Here is a 13,879-nt window from a genome sequence, read left to right on the forward strand (position 1 = left end):
TTGCCTCCGGCTTCCTTCAGATTCTAGGTCACCCCAGACACCCTTGCCTTTGGCTAACGGCTACAACGACCTTCACCGTTCGGGACTTTAACCCTAAAGCATGCACCCATGCCAGGCACACTAAGAGGAGGAGGACCTATAGCAGGTCCTCCTCCTTTCTTTTTGATGATGCTTCCTTTGTACCAGCAAGCAGCTTAATACCACCCCATATAAATAAAAAGGAAACGATAATGAGCTGAAAATATTCACTATAATAAAAGCGAACATTAATATTCATTATTTGCGACAGTTGATCATCCAGAATAGGAACGAGTATCCGATCCAAGATAAAGAAGCTGCCAATTGTAATCAAGGCTATACCAAACCAGCGCTGATGATTTAAAAATTGCTTCACTAACGGAATATCCTCCAACACTTCATCCTCCGCCTTTGCTGCATGCTGTAGTGCGTCAAAAAAGCTGTAAAACCAAATTACGGGAATGAGGAATAAAAAGAAGGATAAGCGTAGTGTATCCAGCACGTAAATGGACAATAAGAAACCTATCATAAGCTGTAATCCTCTGCGCTGGAGTCCTAGATACATATGACCTGCTCCAGGGAAGAAACCTAGTATGGTCGCTAGTACTTTGCTTTTTTTATCAGCTTGTCTATGGCGATCAAAATCCTCCAAAATCGTGCGATCCTCTAACATTTCTCCTCGTGCTCTTTGATTCATCAATTGGATTACATCAAACAAGCTATAAATCCATATCACTGGCAGTGCGAGCAGAAAAATAATGAATCCTGATGTACTAGTCAAGAACGTAATAAACACTACCATAATAGCTAACCCAATAAACGCTGTTACGAGCGTTAACCCTCGTTGATTTAACCCTAGATGAAAATGTCCAACCCCGGGTACAAAGGACAATAGTATTGTAAAAAAGCGCTCATTATCCTTCGTTTTGTGCCCCTCCTCGTTTATGAATCCAGCTCGTTGTTCTCTTTCTAGAATTAATAGCGTCACAATCATGTCTACCATCGTAATGATAAATACTCCAAAGCTTATAGCCAACAGGATTAAAATGACCTCTTCATACATATAGTTGGCTATCGCGATCATAAATGCCAGTGTTAGTGGTCCAAAAAAAAGCAATCCATAAACAAAGCCTTTTATCCTTTTGTGGAGGTACATATGTCCAAGCCCTGGTATTAACGATAACAATAAGGCCAATACAGAAGATTTATTATTCATGATTCCCTTCCCCCTTAGTTATTAAGTGATCAATCCAACTACTCGTTCGTTCCACCATCTGTTCTGAGACGGAGGAGCGATTATGAGACGATGCCGGCTCAATAGAATCCATGATGCGATCAAACACGCCGGACATCATTAGTACAAGTGTTAAACCTGCTGCCATCATGTAATGGAGAAGGGAGCGATTCTTCCTCCTCCCCTTTCGTTGAAGTGCAGGATACTGCTTTTCAACCCTTTCTATTGTTTGGGTTGTAAAAGAGGATGATAAACCGGGAGGAGCTGTGTCATTCAACATAGCTAAATATTCTTCCAAGCAATGTGTGCAATCTAACAGGTGATGTTCTATTTCCATTTGCTCCCATTCCGCTACATTTTGCTCGGCATAATCTTTTAGTCTTTCTTTGTTACAAGCTGTCATGAGAACTCCTCCTTTTTCCAATGTTGCTTCATCCACTTCCTTGCTCTGTAGAGTCTTACTTCAACCGTCTTCGCTTCCAAATCATGTTCTGTGGCAATCTCCGCGTAGGTTTTTCCTTCTATGTAATAAGCCTGCACTACCTCCTGGTAGGATGCGGGTAGCTGTTGAATCGAAGAGGCTACTGCAGCTGACTTTTCCCTGTTCAACCATTCTTCCTCCGCACTCTTGGCACCTAAAGTATCATTGAAGGAAATGCCATCCTGCTCTAGCATCTCTTGCCGACGTTGCCTTTTTCTTCTCGCATCAATGGCTTTGTGCATAGCAATTCTCCCTAGCCATGTTTTGAATCCCTTAGATTGATAGGAAGGAAGTGCATCCATCATTTTTAGAAACGTTTCCTGCGCAAGATCCTCAGCTTCTTTTTCATCTCGGACAACGTTGACGATAATTTGGTAAACAAGAGATTTATACCGTTCTATGATTAAACGCAACGCCTGCTCGTTTCCTTGCTTCATTTTTTCCACTAACACATCATCCTGAATAACACTCCCCCCCTTTCGCTCTTTTCACTTTATAGACGAATCAAATTGGAAAAACACTACATTTTTTTAAAAATTTTTTTAAATTCGATCTGTTCTGTACTGTTGTTATTTCTATATAGGAATTTTTATCAACGGTTCAAACATGTTTTTGAGAAGATAGAGAGGCTAAATAGAAAACGATTCAACTGCACAGACTAAGTCTAACCAGAAATGTAAGCCAGTAGATTGACACGGCAAGAGCTTCAAGGTATGATATGTATCGATTATTAAAATTCTTATAAGAATACTTGGTATTATACAATTGGGAGGAACATATAATGAAAAAATTTCTATCTATCATCTCCTTTGCATTACTATCTCTAGTAATTGCAGCCTGCGGTACAAGCGGGGAGGAAGACAATACTTCAGCAGAAGGAAATACAGATCAAAGTCTTTATGACCAAATTAAGGAAGAGGGAGTTATTAAAGTCGGCACAGAAGGCACCTATGCTCCCTACACTTTCCATGACGATGAGGATAAGCTAACTGGGTATGACGTAGAGGTAGCACGTGAAGTAGGTAAACGACTAGACCTTGAGGTTGAATTTATGGAAACAAAATGGGATTCCATGTTTGCTGGTTTAAACTCTGAACGTTTTGACATGATCGCTAACCAGGTTGGTATTAAGCCCGAGCGCGAGAAAAAATATGACTTCTCTACTCCCTACACTGTTTCTACAGCAGTGCTAGTTGCGAAAGAAGGAAATGACAGCATTAACAGCTTTGAAGACCTGCAAGGAGCAACTGCTGCCCAATCGTTAACGAGTAATTACAAAGACATCGCCAAAGAGTATGGTGCTGAAATCACTGGAGTAGAAGGCTTTAACCCTGCTATGCAGCTCATCACTTCCGGTCGAGCAGATGCTACTGTGAATGACCGTTTATCCGTATTGGACTTTATTCAGAAAAAAGGCGATAATGCTCAGGTTGAAATTGTAGACCGAGAAGAAGAAGCTTCTGAGAGTGCGTTAATGTTCCGAAAAGGAAATGAGGAGCTCGTAGAAGCAGTAAATGGCGCACTCAAAGAAATGAAAGAAGATGGCACTTTAAAACAAATTTCTGAGAAATGGTTTGGCGAAGATGTTTCTACAAAGTAATAGTTTATTAACCGCTCAGTTTGACGTTTCATACTATATCGACATTGCACAGAGTTCCTTTCTTCCTTTAGTGAAGGGAGCTCTCTTCTATTCCATTCCCATGACCCTTATTGCATTTGTCATTGGAATGATTCTGGCCATCACTACTGCGCTGTTTCGTATTTCAGGCAATACATTGTTAAGTAGCATAGCAAGAGTGTACATTTCCATTATTCGAGGTACACCGTTATTAGTGCAATTATTTATTATATTCTACGGTCTTACATCTGTTGGAATAGAGCTGGATCCATTCCCTGCTGCTATCATCGGTTTTTCCCTAAACACAGGAGCCTATGCCTCTGAAATCATAAGAGCAGCGATTGTTTCCATTCAAAAAGGGCAATGGGAAGCTGCTCAATCCATCGGCATGTCCTTTGGCCAAGCATTAAGGCGTATCATTTTGCCTCAAGCAACAAGAGTATCTATTCCACCACTCTCTAATTCGTTTATTAGCTTGGTGAAGGATACATCTCTAGCTTCCACGATTCTCGTTGCAGAGATGTTTAGAAAATCACAGGAAATTGTGGCAAATACGTACGAGCCCTTACTCTTATACACGGAAGCAGCCTTTATCTATTGGGTTATTTGTTTCCTGCTTTCCTTGGTACAGGACCAAATCGAAAATCGTCTCAATCGGTATGTAAGCTAAGTAGCCAGAAGAACAAAAAGGAGCACGTCTATGTTATCTGTTCAAAATTTACACAAGCAATTTGATGAGCTGGTCGTATTAGACGGCATTGACCTTCAAGTAAACAAAGGAAAAGTGATTGTCGTCATTGGTCCTTCCGGCTCCGGAAAAACCACTCTATTACGCTGCTTGAATGTATTGGAAACACCGACAAAAGGGAAGGTATCCGTGAACAATATGGAGCTTGATTTCTCTCAAAAAGTATCCAAAAAGGATATCCAAACCCTTCGAAAGCAAACTGGCATGGTATTTCAAACATATAACCTCTTTCCTCATATGACAGCATTACAAAATGTCATCGAAGGACCAGTTACCGTACAGAAAGTGGCCAAAACAAACGCTCAGCAAAAAGGAAAACAGCTGCTGGAGAAAGTAGGTCTTGGAGATAAGCTTGATTACTATCCTCACCAGCTGTCAGGGGGTCAGCAGCAGCGTGTAGGAATAGCTAGAGCGCTAGCTATAGACCCAGAGGTACTCTTATTTGATGAACCAACATCCGCACTAGACCCAGAGCTGGTCGGTGAAGTGCTGAAGGTCATGAAGGAGCTAGCTGAGGAGGGCATGACCATGGTAGTCGTTACCCACGAAATGAACTTTGCTAAAGAAGTAGCCGACGAAGTCATTTTCATGGATGGCGGCCGCATCGTAGAAAGAGGCACACCGACTCAACTATTTACTGAACCACAAAACAACCGGACACGCCAATTCCTTAATCTTATTAATTAACAGAAAAACACAAGCGACTTAATTCTAAATCAAGCCTTTCCCTGTAAGGGGCTAGCTAACATAAACTTAAGTCTATAACAGATCCTTATAGAAAAGAGCACTCCTATTCAACTTCGTATAAGGAGTGCTTTTTTCTTGGCAGCTTGGCACTTTAAGGAGAGGATACTTGAGCTTTATAATCTATTATTAAAATGTAAGAGCAATCTCCGAACTTTTATAAGCTACTTATGGATTGTAAGAGCGTTCTCCTATTTACGGCATCAGATTACGTAGTAATAGCTTGAATACACTGTTCGTCTTCATGCCTTGGATTGTTCACATGTGTACTGACTGGGTAGGATTGAAGATCCGGTACATCTACTGATTGTAGATAGTCATACATTAAAGATGGATCTCTTTCCTCTTGTTCCATCCACCATGCCTCGTCTTCCTTTGGCAAAATAATCGGCATACGATGGTGTATTGGTTCCATAAACGCATTGGCTTCCTTCGTTAAGATAGTACAGGTCACTAGCTCTCTATCTTCTGTTCTCCAACGGTCCCAAAGACCAGCGAATGCAAAGAAAGGTTTTCCCTCCTGTGATATACGCATAGGCTGCTTTCCATCCTCGGTTCTCTGCCATTCATAGAAGCTGTCAGCTAGTATTAGGCAGCGTTTTCTCTGTAGCAGTCTTTTAAAGCTAGGCTTTTCATGGGCGGTTTCCGATCGGGCATTTATCATTTTATAGCCCACCTTCGGATCCTTCGACCAGGAAGGCACAAGTCCCCAGGTTAAATAGCCAGCACGGTTGTGATTTCCATCATCAATAATCGACAACACCTGCTGACCAGGAGCAACATTATAGCGCGGAGCGAAATCATCTAATGTATGCTCAATTCCATACGCCTTTAATATTTCTAGTTCATCAGCTAGCAGTGTATACCTACCACACATATATATCACCTCTTATGTTTTTGAGCCTTTGTCTACGTATTCGTTTCTCTCCCTAGCTTTACCTTCCTACTCTCTTACTAATCCTTCACTTGAATGGATGGATTTTTTTCTAGATAATAGAGCTAGTTGTTGTTAGTACAGAAAGGAGTACGCCCATGAATCATCCATTTATTGATAGCAGCCGTATGCTTATTTTTGATCTAGATGGCACTCTTTATGAGGATACGAAGCATTTTGATTTATTCGCAAAGAAACTCCAAAGCAAGCTGTCTGAGCCAGCCAAAACACATTTTCAAAAGGATTACCAGCTTGTCCAGACAGGAAAGCATCCTCTCTCTATTGGGAAGGTATATGATGCAAAGGAGGATGTTATTTGGGAGTGGGATCCATTCACCGAAACACTTACTAACCCCCTCTTATGGGACGGGAGTGTACCCGAAAAAAACCCTTACCAGTCCACGTCCTTTTCTGCAGCAGACTTTGATCTTAAGCGGTGGATATCTATTGGTGACGGCTGGTGGCCCCCCTATGTACTAGCGATTCATTACGGATTAGCTATTACAGATTGCCATGCCTCCTACGATGAAACAAAAGTAGATATGGCAAGTGGCGAAGGCTGGCTTACGAAAACCCCAGGGCTTGCTTCGCAGCTTCTCCAGCTAAAGCAAACGAAGACGCTTGTTCTCATGACAAACAGCGAGCGCTCGGACGTAGAAAGACTGTTAGCCTATCTTGGTTTAGAGAATCTATTCGACAGTATGGTGACCTCTGCAATGAAACCGGTAAGGACAAAGGAACACTTCTCACAGCTGCTCACCACGAATAACATGAATCCAGATGAGACCGTCTCTATTGGAGACAATTTCATGAATGAAATCGCACCAGCCTTGCAAAATGAAATGAAAGCAATTTGGTTAACACCAGATAAAGCACCGTTATCTCATTCCAAGCTACTAGCTGTTACATCCCTTACGGAAATAATACCCTCGAAGTCATAATTAGCACAAGTTCCTTTAAGGGCGAGGTGCAGTCTCATTCATAAAAAAACCTGACACCATGTGTGTCAGGTTCAAGCTTCTTTCTATTCAGAGGAAGAGGGTTGCAACCCTTTCATAAGAAAAGCGATGGTACGTTCTATTTCCTCGTCGTCATTCCAATCCTGATCCGGCATAATTAAAAATCTAGTTAACAACATCCCTACTATATTGGTGAGCAATATTCGAATAACCGTTTCCGGAGGGATGTCAGCTAGTTCCCCTTTTTCCTGGAAATGTATCACGACCTTCTGTACACTAGGCAGCAGTTTTTCTGCGAAGAGTGCTTTAAAACGCTGCTGCATTTCTGGTTGAAATGCGACTTCCTGAATAATTATTTTCAAGAATGGGGCGTTTTCTTTTACGAAGTTATATCTATTTCTAAACGCATGGCGTAGAAAATCTTCAAACCCTTCATGATCCCGCTCTAACACATCATCAATGAAATGTCTTGCAAATAATGGTGCTGCAAACTGTACAATCATTGGGGAAACAATGGAGTAGAGCAGCTCTTTCTTCGTCTTGTAGTGACGAAAAATCGTTCCCTCAGCAACTCCGGCTCGCTTTGCTATTTCACTAGTTGACGTAGAAGCATACCCTTTCTCAGCAAACATCTCCACTGCCGCCTGTAATATCTGTGCCTGCTTTGGTGTCAGCTGCCCCTCTCCGTCCTCCTGGAGTATTTCCTGAATCCAATTCTTGTCACTCATGTCCTTGCCTCCTCCATATTCATACCACCCATTATAGCTTGCGATGCTTCTTCAGCGCTACTATGTTCAGTATGAAAAATAGAAGAGAAAATCCCAGTAACACATAAATATCCATCTGAAACGCCGCAAAGCTTTCTCCTCGAATCATAATATCGCGAAGAGCATTCGCACCATAACTAAGTGGCATAATGTTACCTAACCATCGCAGCCAAGGAGCCATCGCTTCAAGACTGAACATGCCTGAGAAGAAAACCTGGGGCACAATGACTAATGGGATAAACTGAATCATTTGAAACTCATTATTAGCAAAAGCAGATAGCAACGTTCCTAAAGTTAGAGCTGTCATAGCTAATAAAAAGGTTACTAGTAAAACATAGCCAAAAGAGCCTACCATCCACATATTCAGAACATAGATAGCAAATGCTGCAATAATGATAGATTGCAATAAGGTGAAAATACCAAATCCTAGTACATACCCTGTGACAATTTCACTCCTTTTCAATGGGGTGGACAACAGCCTTTCAAGTGTACCCTGAGTTCTTTCTCGCAAGAAGGATACTCCACCAATGATAAACACAAAGAAGAAGACAAAGAATCCAATTAATACAGGTCCCACATTATCAAATAACCCTAAATCCTCTGAACCATGCAAATAAGAAACAGACGGGTCCATTTGTGCATTGGATGGATTCATTGCTTTCATGGCTTGCTGCAAAGTCATTTGAACGGCCTGATTGGTAGAAGGATCACTTCCTTCTAGAAGCAAATCAAGCTTTCCATTGCCCATGGAAAGAATAGCATCCACCTCTTGGCCTTGAATCGCATCCTCCGCTTCCTCTTTCCCCATATCGCTAATAACAGCATCTTGATCTTCTAATCCTTGCATCAGTGTTTCATTCATATCTACCACCGCTATATGCGGCTCCACGCGGTCACCATCAAAAACAAGCCACATAAGCGTAATAACAAGCAGAGGCGCGAGAAGCATTAACCCAAGTGAGCGTTTATCCTGCTTAAATTGTCTAAGAATCCTTATTATTAGTGCGTTCACGTTTCTCAAGAGGTAGCACCCCCATAAGCTAGAAATGCTTCTTCTAACGTGGTCGTATTGGTGTGAGCTCGTAACACATCTGGACTGCCCGTAGCAATAACATAACCATTCCTAAGCATAGCAAGCCGATTACACTTTTCTGCCTCATCCATAACATGTGTGGTGACAATTATAGTTGTCCCTCGCTCCTGCCACCTCTGTAGCTCCTGCCATATGGACTGGCGAAGCATCGGATCAATGCCAACAGTCGGTTCATCTAAGATGAGTATATCTGGTTCGTGTATCATAGCTATGGCAAGACTTAGCCTTCTCTTCATTCCTCCAGAATATTGACTCACAGGCTTTCTCAAATGATCTTGAAGCCCTACTACTTCCATGACATTCCTCATACGCTCTTTTCTTTCTTTCCGCTTTAAACCATAAATAGCACCAAAAAAATCTAAATTTTCTTCTGCTGTAAGCTCATCATATAACGCATCCGATTGCGCCATGTACCCAACCACTTTCATTTGTTGCAGCGAAGGCATTTGTACATCCTTCACCCACGTTTCTCCCTCATCGGCTTCTAGAATCCCAACCATTATCTTTACCAATGTGGTTTTTCCAGCTCCCGACGGACCTAGCAGACCAAATATTTCCCCCTCAGCTATTGCCATATCAATATTTTTCAGCACTCTTTCCTCCCCAAATGCATGGGCAATCCCTTTCACATGAACCATCTCATCCATATTGTCCTCCCCTTTCAGAAATGCGTAAGTGCCTTGTTCACCCCCGACAGGCTTAAGAAACGCCTCGGCGTGGCAGGTTTTTGCCACAGAGAGGCTTTTCTTAAGACCCCGAGGGGGTAGGCGCTGAAGCTGGACCATAGAAATGCGTAAGTGCCTTGTTCACCCCCGACAGGCTTTTCTTAAGACCCCGAGGGGGTAGGCGCTGGAGCTGGATCACAGAAATGCGTAAGCGCCTTGTTCACCCCCGACAGGCTTAAGAAAGCCCTCCATGTAGATAAACCACTTACTAATGAGTGATTACTCACTTATATATTACCACAAAACACTCCTTAATAGTGAGTAATCACTCATTTTATTTAACTTTTTACAGGTTTAACCAATACGATAAAATGGAATTGTTAAGAAGTGGAAAGAAGGGGATTCTTGACGATGACTACTTTATTCGTATTTGTGTTGCTTGTTGTCCCTATTGGAGCTTTCTTAACAGGCTATAAGTTTAAAACACCTTCCAGCAATAAGGTTCCAACTGTACTCATTTCGGTGAGCTGTGCTGAAATGGTTTGGTTAACGGTGTATGTAGGGGTAATCATGGAGATGAACGCGAATGCTTGGCTGTTGATTCTGTATACTATTATCCCGTTAGTGGGCTTTATTTTGAGTATTTTTGAGTTAAGACGCTATCCGATATTATCTGCTATTTCCTTGTTTGTCAGCCTCCTTGTCGCTGAATTTACGTTGTTAGCTATTTTTATTTCTCCGCTAACATAACAAAAGCCTGACTCCTACTTTGAGCCAGGTTTTTTGTTTGATTACAGCCCCATTTTCCGGTCAATCTTGTTACGGTATTGAGGATAAGCAGCGGAGCTTTTCACTTTTCTTTTTTCCATTAATGTTTGAAAGCGAATATACTTCTCATTGAGTTGCCTTCGATAGGTATCTATTTGGGCTTCATCTTCACATAGTGCCATTAATTCCTCGATTTGCAACATGTCTTTCTTTAATTGCATTTCTTCTGGGATCATATTGGCATTTTTTAATATGGTGTAGCTCATCCGTAAATCTTCTGGTACCGCATTAATTTCTGTTAAATCGAGAGGTTTCCCTTTGCCGGGCAAGTCTTGAAACGCACCATTTTTTTCCGCTTCCTTGATTCGTTCTTCAGCCATCCGAAAAGCAAAGTCCATATCATCTGCCTCCCTTACACGATCTATCTACTTCCTATATTATACCATAGCATCCTCGCCCTGACGTTTGAAGAGATCAGCATATGAGAACCTTGAATTAATCACTTCCCGGTCCCAGCTATTATTCATACAGAAGATACTCTTCTCTTAGCTCTTTAAATTCATCTAGCTCCTTCTTCCATTTCTCTACCATATAATCTACTGATTTCCCATCCTCTATAGCCTGTCTTACCCAGCCATTTCCTATTAATTTATCAAAAAAGGATACTCCCTGGCTGTCCTCTGCCCGAAAGGCAAATTGCTCTGGGTATTGATCATGAATTATCTTAACAACGTGCAAGCCTGTTTTAACTGGTTGATACGTGTTTGGGTTTGTAACATGGATTTGTACTCCATGTACGAGTTCCCCTTCATATTTAGAGAAAGATGGAGTAAAAGAGGAGGCGCGAAAACGGACTCCTGGCAATTGTTGTTCATTCAAAGTAGCAGCAATTGCCGTACTTTCTATAAACGGCGCTCCAATGAGTTCAAATGGTCTTGTGGTGCCTCGCCCCTCTGACACATTGGTTCCCTCTATTAAAGCTGCTCCAGGGTACACCATTGCTGTATCTAGGGTCGGCATATTAGGAGACGGCATAACAAACTCTAAACCGGTATCCTTATAGGACATCCCACGGTCATACTGATCCATCTGAATGACCTTCAAGTCTGCACCAAGCTTATATTCCTCATTAAATAATTGGGCTAATTCTCCAACTGTCATGCCATGGCGTAGGGGGATTGGGTATTTGCCGACAAAGGAGGAATATGCAGGGTTTAGCACCGGTCCTTCTACCTTATCACCGCTTAGAGGGTTGGGCCGGTCTAATACGACAAATTCTATATCATTTTCCCCTGCAGCTTCCATCGCAAGAGCCATTGTGTAAATATACGTGTAAAAGCGTGTCCCTACATCTTGAATATCAAACAGTAAAGTATCTATATTCTCCAGCATTTCTTTGGTAGGCTTACGAGTTTCTCCATACAGGCTATAAACCGGCAGCCCTGTTTTTTCATCGGTATAAGATTCCACATAATCTCCAGCCTGCGCACTCCCTCTTACTCCATGCTCAGGGCCATATAAGGCCGTTAACTGGACACCCTCATCCTCATGAAGTGTGTCTACTACACTTCTTAGCTGTTGATCAACCCCCGTTGGATTAGTAATAAGACCAACCTTTTTCCCTTTTACCAAGTCCTTATGTTCCTCCAGAAACTTCTCTACACCAAGCTGAAAGAATTCCTCTTCCTCCTTATCTGCATTCACCCTGTGTCCATATGGATACAATACCTCCCCTGAATCGTCCAGAATAGTGACAGGCAAAGCTCCAGAGGGAGATGTTTCCCCAAATATAACCTTGGCAGTAGCGTCAAAGCTAGCTTTTCTAAAGCCATATTGTGCTACAAACGCGTCTATTTCAGGATAGGCCATAATGTCGTATGGATTACGGATGCCAACCCCAATAACGTGTCCTTCCGTGTTATTCATTACCTCTCGTACCATTTGCATTTGGTTACTGTCCTTTGCTCTAGTAGAAACATTATAAGTATAGGTTCCTACTATAATCACATCTGCCTTCTTCACTTTGTCCCACTCTTCTTCTGACAAGTCATAGTCACTATCAAGGGAAATGGAGGTGACATTACTTTGATGTTGAGAGACTGATTCGAAAAGCTCTTTTTGAAAAGACCTTCCGATAACCACAATCTCCTCCTTCTCTTTCTCTAATGGAAGAACCTCCTCATTCTTAATTAGAGTGATTGACCTATCTGCTGCTTGCTGTTCGATCTGTTTGTGGCTTTTGGCACCGACAGTTTCCTCTGCTGCTTGTATCTTCTCTTGAACCGGGGTTGGTTCCTCTTTTTTAATAATTCCTTTATCCAGCTTGAGCTTCAATATTCTTTTCACCGATTGATTTAATCTTTCTTCGGTGATTTCACCACTTTCTGCGGCATCTAGAAGCCCTTCAGCCACCTTTTCCACACCAACCGGCATGAGAAGGATATCTGTACCTGCCTTGACTGCCCGAATGGCCGCATCTACAGAACCAAAATGGTCTGCTATGGCATTCATGTTTAAGGCGTCTGTATAGATTACTCCCTCATACCCCATGCGCTCTCGCATTAAGCCCGTTAATACTTTAGGGGATAATGTTGCTGGTAGATTAATTTTCTCTCCTGTTTTTTTAGAAATAACCTTCGTGTCGTCTATTTTAGGGAACGTCACATGCGCTGTCATAACAGCATCTACACCCTCATCCATAGCCTGTTGAAATGGATATAGCTCCACCTGCTCCAACCTTTCTATATCATACGGAACTTCTGGGAGCCCTATATGAGAATCAAGTGCAGTATCCCCATGGCCCGGGAAGTGTTTTGCTGTTGCAGCAACTCCCTGGCTTTGAATACCCTTTATATAAGATACACCAAGCTCACTTACAAGCTTTGGGTCTTCTCCAAAGGAACGTACGCCAATGACTGGATTGTCTGGATTATTGTTTACGTCCATTACCGGTGCCAGGTTCATGTTGATACCGAGAGACTTAAGCTCCTTCCCAATCACTTGGCCAACATTATACGTCAATTCTTTAGAACGGGTAGCACCTAGAGCCATATTGCCTGGCATGTCTGTTCCAGATTGAAGACGAGTAACAATTCCTCCTTCCTGATCAATGGTGACAAGCAGTCCATATTTCTCGGAGGCCTTCTGGTAACTATCCACTAAGCGTGTGGTTTGTTCTGTTGATACTACATTTTCCCGAAACAGAATAACACCGCCAAGGTGGTATCTCTTAACCATTTCTTCGATTTCCGGAAGCATCTTAGTAACGTCTTTTCCTTCCCACTTTCGGAAATCGGGCATTAGCATCTGCCCTACCTTCTCTTCTAAAGACATATTCTCCAATGCTTTTTCTACAATATGATATCTATCCTTTTTAATAGGGATTATTTCGGTAGTAGCCTTCCCATTCTTCTTCGTTTGGATGGCAATTTTATCAGAATGCTTTCCGCTCTTCCCTTTAATAAACGTCTTTCCTGGGTTTCCGGTGACCGTTACTTCCCCATTTTCATTTACCGTAGCCACCTTCTTGTTATACGATTTCCATTCCATATTTTCTGTAAGTGTAAAATGGCCGTTTTTATATATGTTCATTCCCTTTAAAACGATTGTTCCATCATTTAGTTCTGCTTTGTCAGGGACGACATTTTGATAAATAAAGACATCCTCTAAATGGTTGGACGGTGAGGCTTCTACTTTATGTACTGGGGCACTGAACATAGATTGGCTGCCAAGCATGCTGAAGAGTATCATTCCAACAACGATCGTTCTAAAAACTCTATTCAAATTTCTGCACTCCCCTTATTTAGGATATACCCTCCCCTTAGCCTGTACCATAGCCTCCTTTCCTATT

The 13,879-nt window shown here is 42.1% G+C and carries 14 protein-coding genes and 1 pseudogene; 5 read left to right on the forward strand and 10 right to left on the reverse strand.

The window, feature by feature from the left end; genetic code table 11:
- Positions 1-136: 136 nt before the first annotated feature.
- Genes ACFFGV_RS08075 through ACFFGV_RS08085 form a run of 3 tightly spaced genes read right to left on the reverse strand, consistent with a single transcriptional unit; the run spans position 137 to position 2,170 of the window.
- Entirely contained in the window at positions 137-1,234 is a 1,098-nt protein-coding gene (locus ACFFGV_RS08075; RefSeq protein WP_377346499.1) for a hypothetical protein, read from the reverse strand.
- On the reverse strand, positions 1,227-1,655 hold the full coding sequence (locus tag ACFFGV_RS08080) for a hypothetical protein (protein WP_377346501.1): 429 nt from the start codon (positions 1,653-1,655) through the stop codon (positions 1,227-1,229). The genes ACFFGV_RS08075 and ACFFGV_RS08080 overlap by 8 nt, the downstream gene beginning before the upstream one ends.
- Positions 1,652-2,170 (reverse strand): RNA polymerase sigma factor, encoded by a 519-nt coding sequence (locus ACFFGV_RS08085; RefSeq protein WP_377346832.1) that lies wholly within the window; start codon positions 2,168-2,170, stop codon positions 1,652-1,654. Before ACFFGV_RS08085 ends, ACFFGV_RS08080 begins: the two co-directional genes overlap by 4 nt.
- Positions 2,171-2,514: 344 nt before the next feature.
- Between ACFFGV_RS08085 and ACFFGV_RS08090 the strand changes: the two genes are divergently transcribed.
- From ACFFGV_RS08090 to ACFFGV_RS08100, 3 genes are read left to right on the forward strand one after another with little or no spacing between them, the layout of a single operon-like run.
- Complete coding sequence (locus tag ACFFGV_RS08090) at positions 2,515-3,333, forward strand: amino acid ABC transporter substrate-binding protein (protein ID WP_377346504.1); 819 nt, start codon at positions 2,515-2,517, stop codon at positions 3,331-3,333.
- Positions 3,317-4,021 carry an amino acid ABC transporter permease gene (locus ACFFGV_RS08095; RefSeq protein WP_377346506.1) on the forward strand — a complete coding sequence of 235 codons (705 nt, stop codon included), beginning with the start codon at positions 3,317-3,319 and terminating at the stop codon, positions 4,019-4,021. Before ACFFGV_RS08090 ends, ACFFGV_RS08095 begins: the two co-directional genes overlap by 17 nt.
- Positions 4,022-4,051: 30 nt before the next feature.
- Positions 4,052-4,786 carry an amino acid ABC transporter ATP-binding protein gene (locus ACFFGV_RS08100; RefSeq protein WP_377346508.1) on the forward strand — a complete coding sequence of 245 codons (735 nt, stop codon included), beginning with the start codon at positions 4,052-4,054 and terminating at the stop codon, positions 4,784-4,786.
- A gap of 265 nt (positions 4,787-5,051) precedes the next feature.
- Here ACFFGV_RS08100 and ACFFGV_RS08105 read toward each other — a convergent pair whose 3' ends face one another.
- Positions 5,052-5,720, reverse strand: a complete 669-nt coding sequence (locus ACFFGV_RS08105) for an SOS response-associated peptidase (protein ID WP_377346510.1) — start codon at positions 5,718-5,720, stop codon at positions 5,052-5,054.
- A 155-nt stretch (positions 5,721-5,875) separates the two neighbouring features.
- On the opposite strand from ACFFGV_RS08105, the gene ACFFGV_RS08110 reads away from it, so the two are divergent.
- Entirely contained in the window at positions 5,876-6,718 is an 843-nt protein-coding gene (locus ACFFGV_RS08110; RefSeq protein ID WP_377346512.1) for an HAD family hydrolase, read from the forward strand.
- A gap of 83 nt (positions 6,719-6,801) precedes the next feature.
- Here ACFFGV_RS08110 and ACFFGV_RS08115 read toward each other — a convergent pair whose 3' ends face one another.
- The 3 genes from ACFFGV_RS08115 to ACFFGV_RS08125 are packed head-to-tail and all read right to left on the reverse strand — an operon-like array spanning position 6,802 to position 9,243.
- The gene (locus ACFFGV_RS08115) at positions 6,802-7,464 is read right to left on the reverse strand and encodes a TetR/AcrR family transcriptional regulator (RefSeq protein WP_377346514.1); all 663 of its coding nucleotides are present in this window, start codon (positions 7,462-7,464) and stop codon (positions 6,802-6,804) included.
- A 31-nt stretch (positions 7,465-7,495) separates the two neighbouring features.
- Positions 7,496-8,524, reverse strand: coding sequence for an ABC transporter permease (locus tag ACFFGV_RS08120; protein WP_377346516.1), 1,029 nt, complete (start codon positions 8,522-8,524; stop codon positions 7,496-7,498).
- Positions 8,521-9,243 carry an ABC transporter ATP-binding protein gene (locus ACFFGV_RS08125; RefSeq protein WP_377346518.1) on the reverse strand — a complete coding sequence of 241 codons (723 nt, stop codon included), beginning with the start codon at positions 9,241-9,243 and terminating at the stop codon, positions 8,521-8,523. The genes ACFFGV_RS08120 and ACFFGV_RS08125 overlap by 4 nt, the downstream gene beginning before the upstream one ends.
- Before the next feature lie 429 nt (positions 9,244-9,672).
- Here ACFFGV_RS08125 and ACFFGV_RS08130 point away from each other — a divergent pair, with 429 nt between their 5' ends.
- Positions 9,673-10,011 carry a hypothetical protein gene (locus ACFFGV_RS08130; RefSeq protein ID WP_377346520.1) on the forward strand — a complete coding sequence of 113 codons (339 nt, stop codon included), beginning with the start codon at positions 9,673-9,675 and terminating at the stop codon, positions 10,009-10,011.
- Between the two features lie 41 nt (positions 10,012-10,052).
- Here the strand turns inward: ACFFGV_RS08130 and ACFFGV_RS08135 are convergent, their stop codons facing one another.
- From ACFFGV_RS08135 to ACFFGV_RS08145, 3 genes and pseudogenes are all read right to left on the reverse strand, one after another.
- On the reverse strand, positions 10,053-10,427 hold the full coding sequence (locus ACFFGV_RS08135; protein ID WP_377346522.1) for a DnaJ family domain-containing protein: 375 nt from the start codon (positions 10,425-10,427) through the stop codon (positions 10,053-10,055).
- 121 nt (positions 10,428-10,548) lie between these two features.
- Positions 10,549-12,375: an exo-beta-N-acetylmuramidase NamZ domain-containing protein gene (locus tag ACFFGV_RS08140; RefSeq protein WP_377346834.1), complete on the reverse strand. Its 1,827-nt coding sequence runs from the start codon at positions 12,373-12,375 to the stop codon at positions 10,549-10,551.
- A pseudogene (locus ACFFGV_RS08145) lies at positions 12,367-13,779 on the reverse strand (glycoside hydrolase family 3 N-terminal domain-containing protein); the annotation flags it as partial. The pseudogene ACFFGV_RS08145 and the gene ACFFGV_RS08140, both read right to left, overlap by 9 nt.
- Positions 13,780-13,879: the final 100 nt, after the last annotated feature.

The organism is Pontibacillus salicampi (genome assembly GCF_042434395.1).
Lineage (GTDB): Bacteria > Bacillota > Bacilli > Bacillales > BH030062 > Pontibacillus > Pontibacillus salicampi.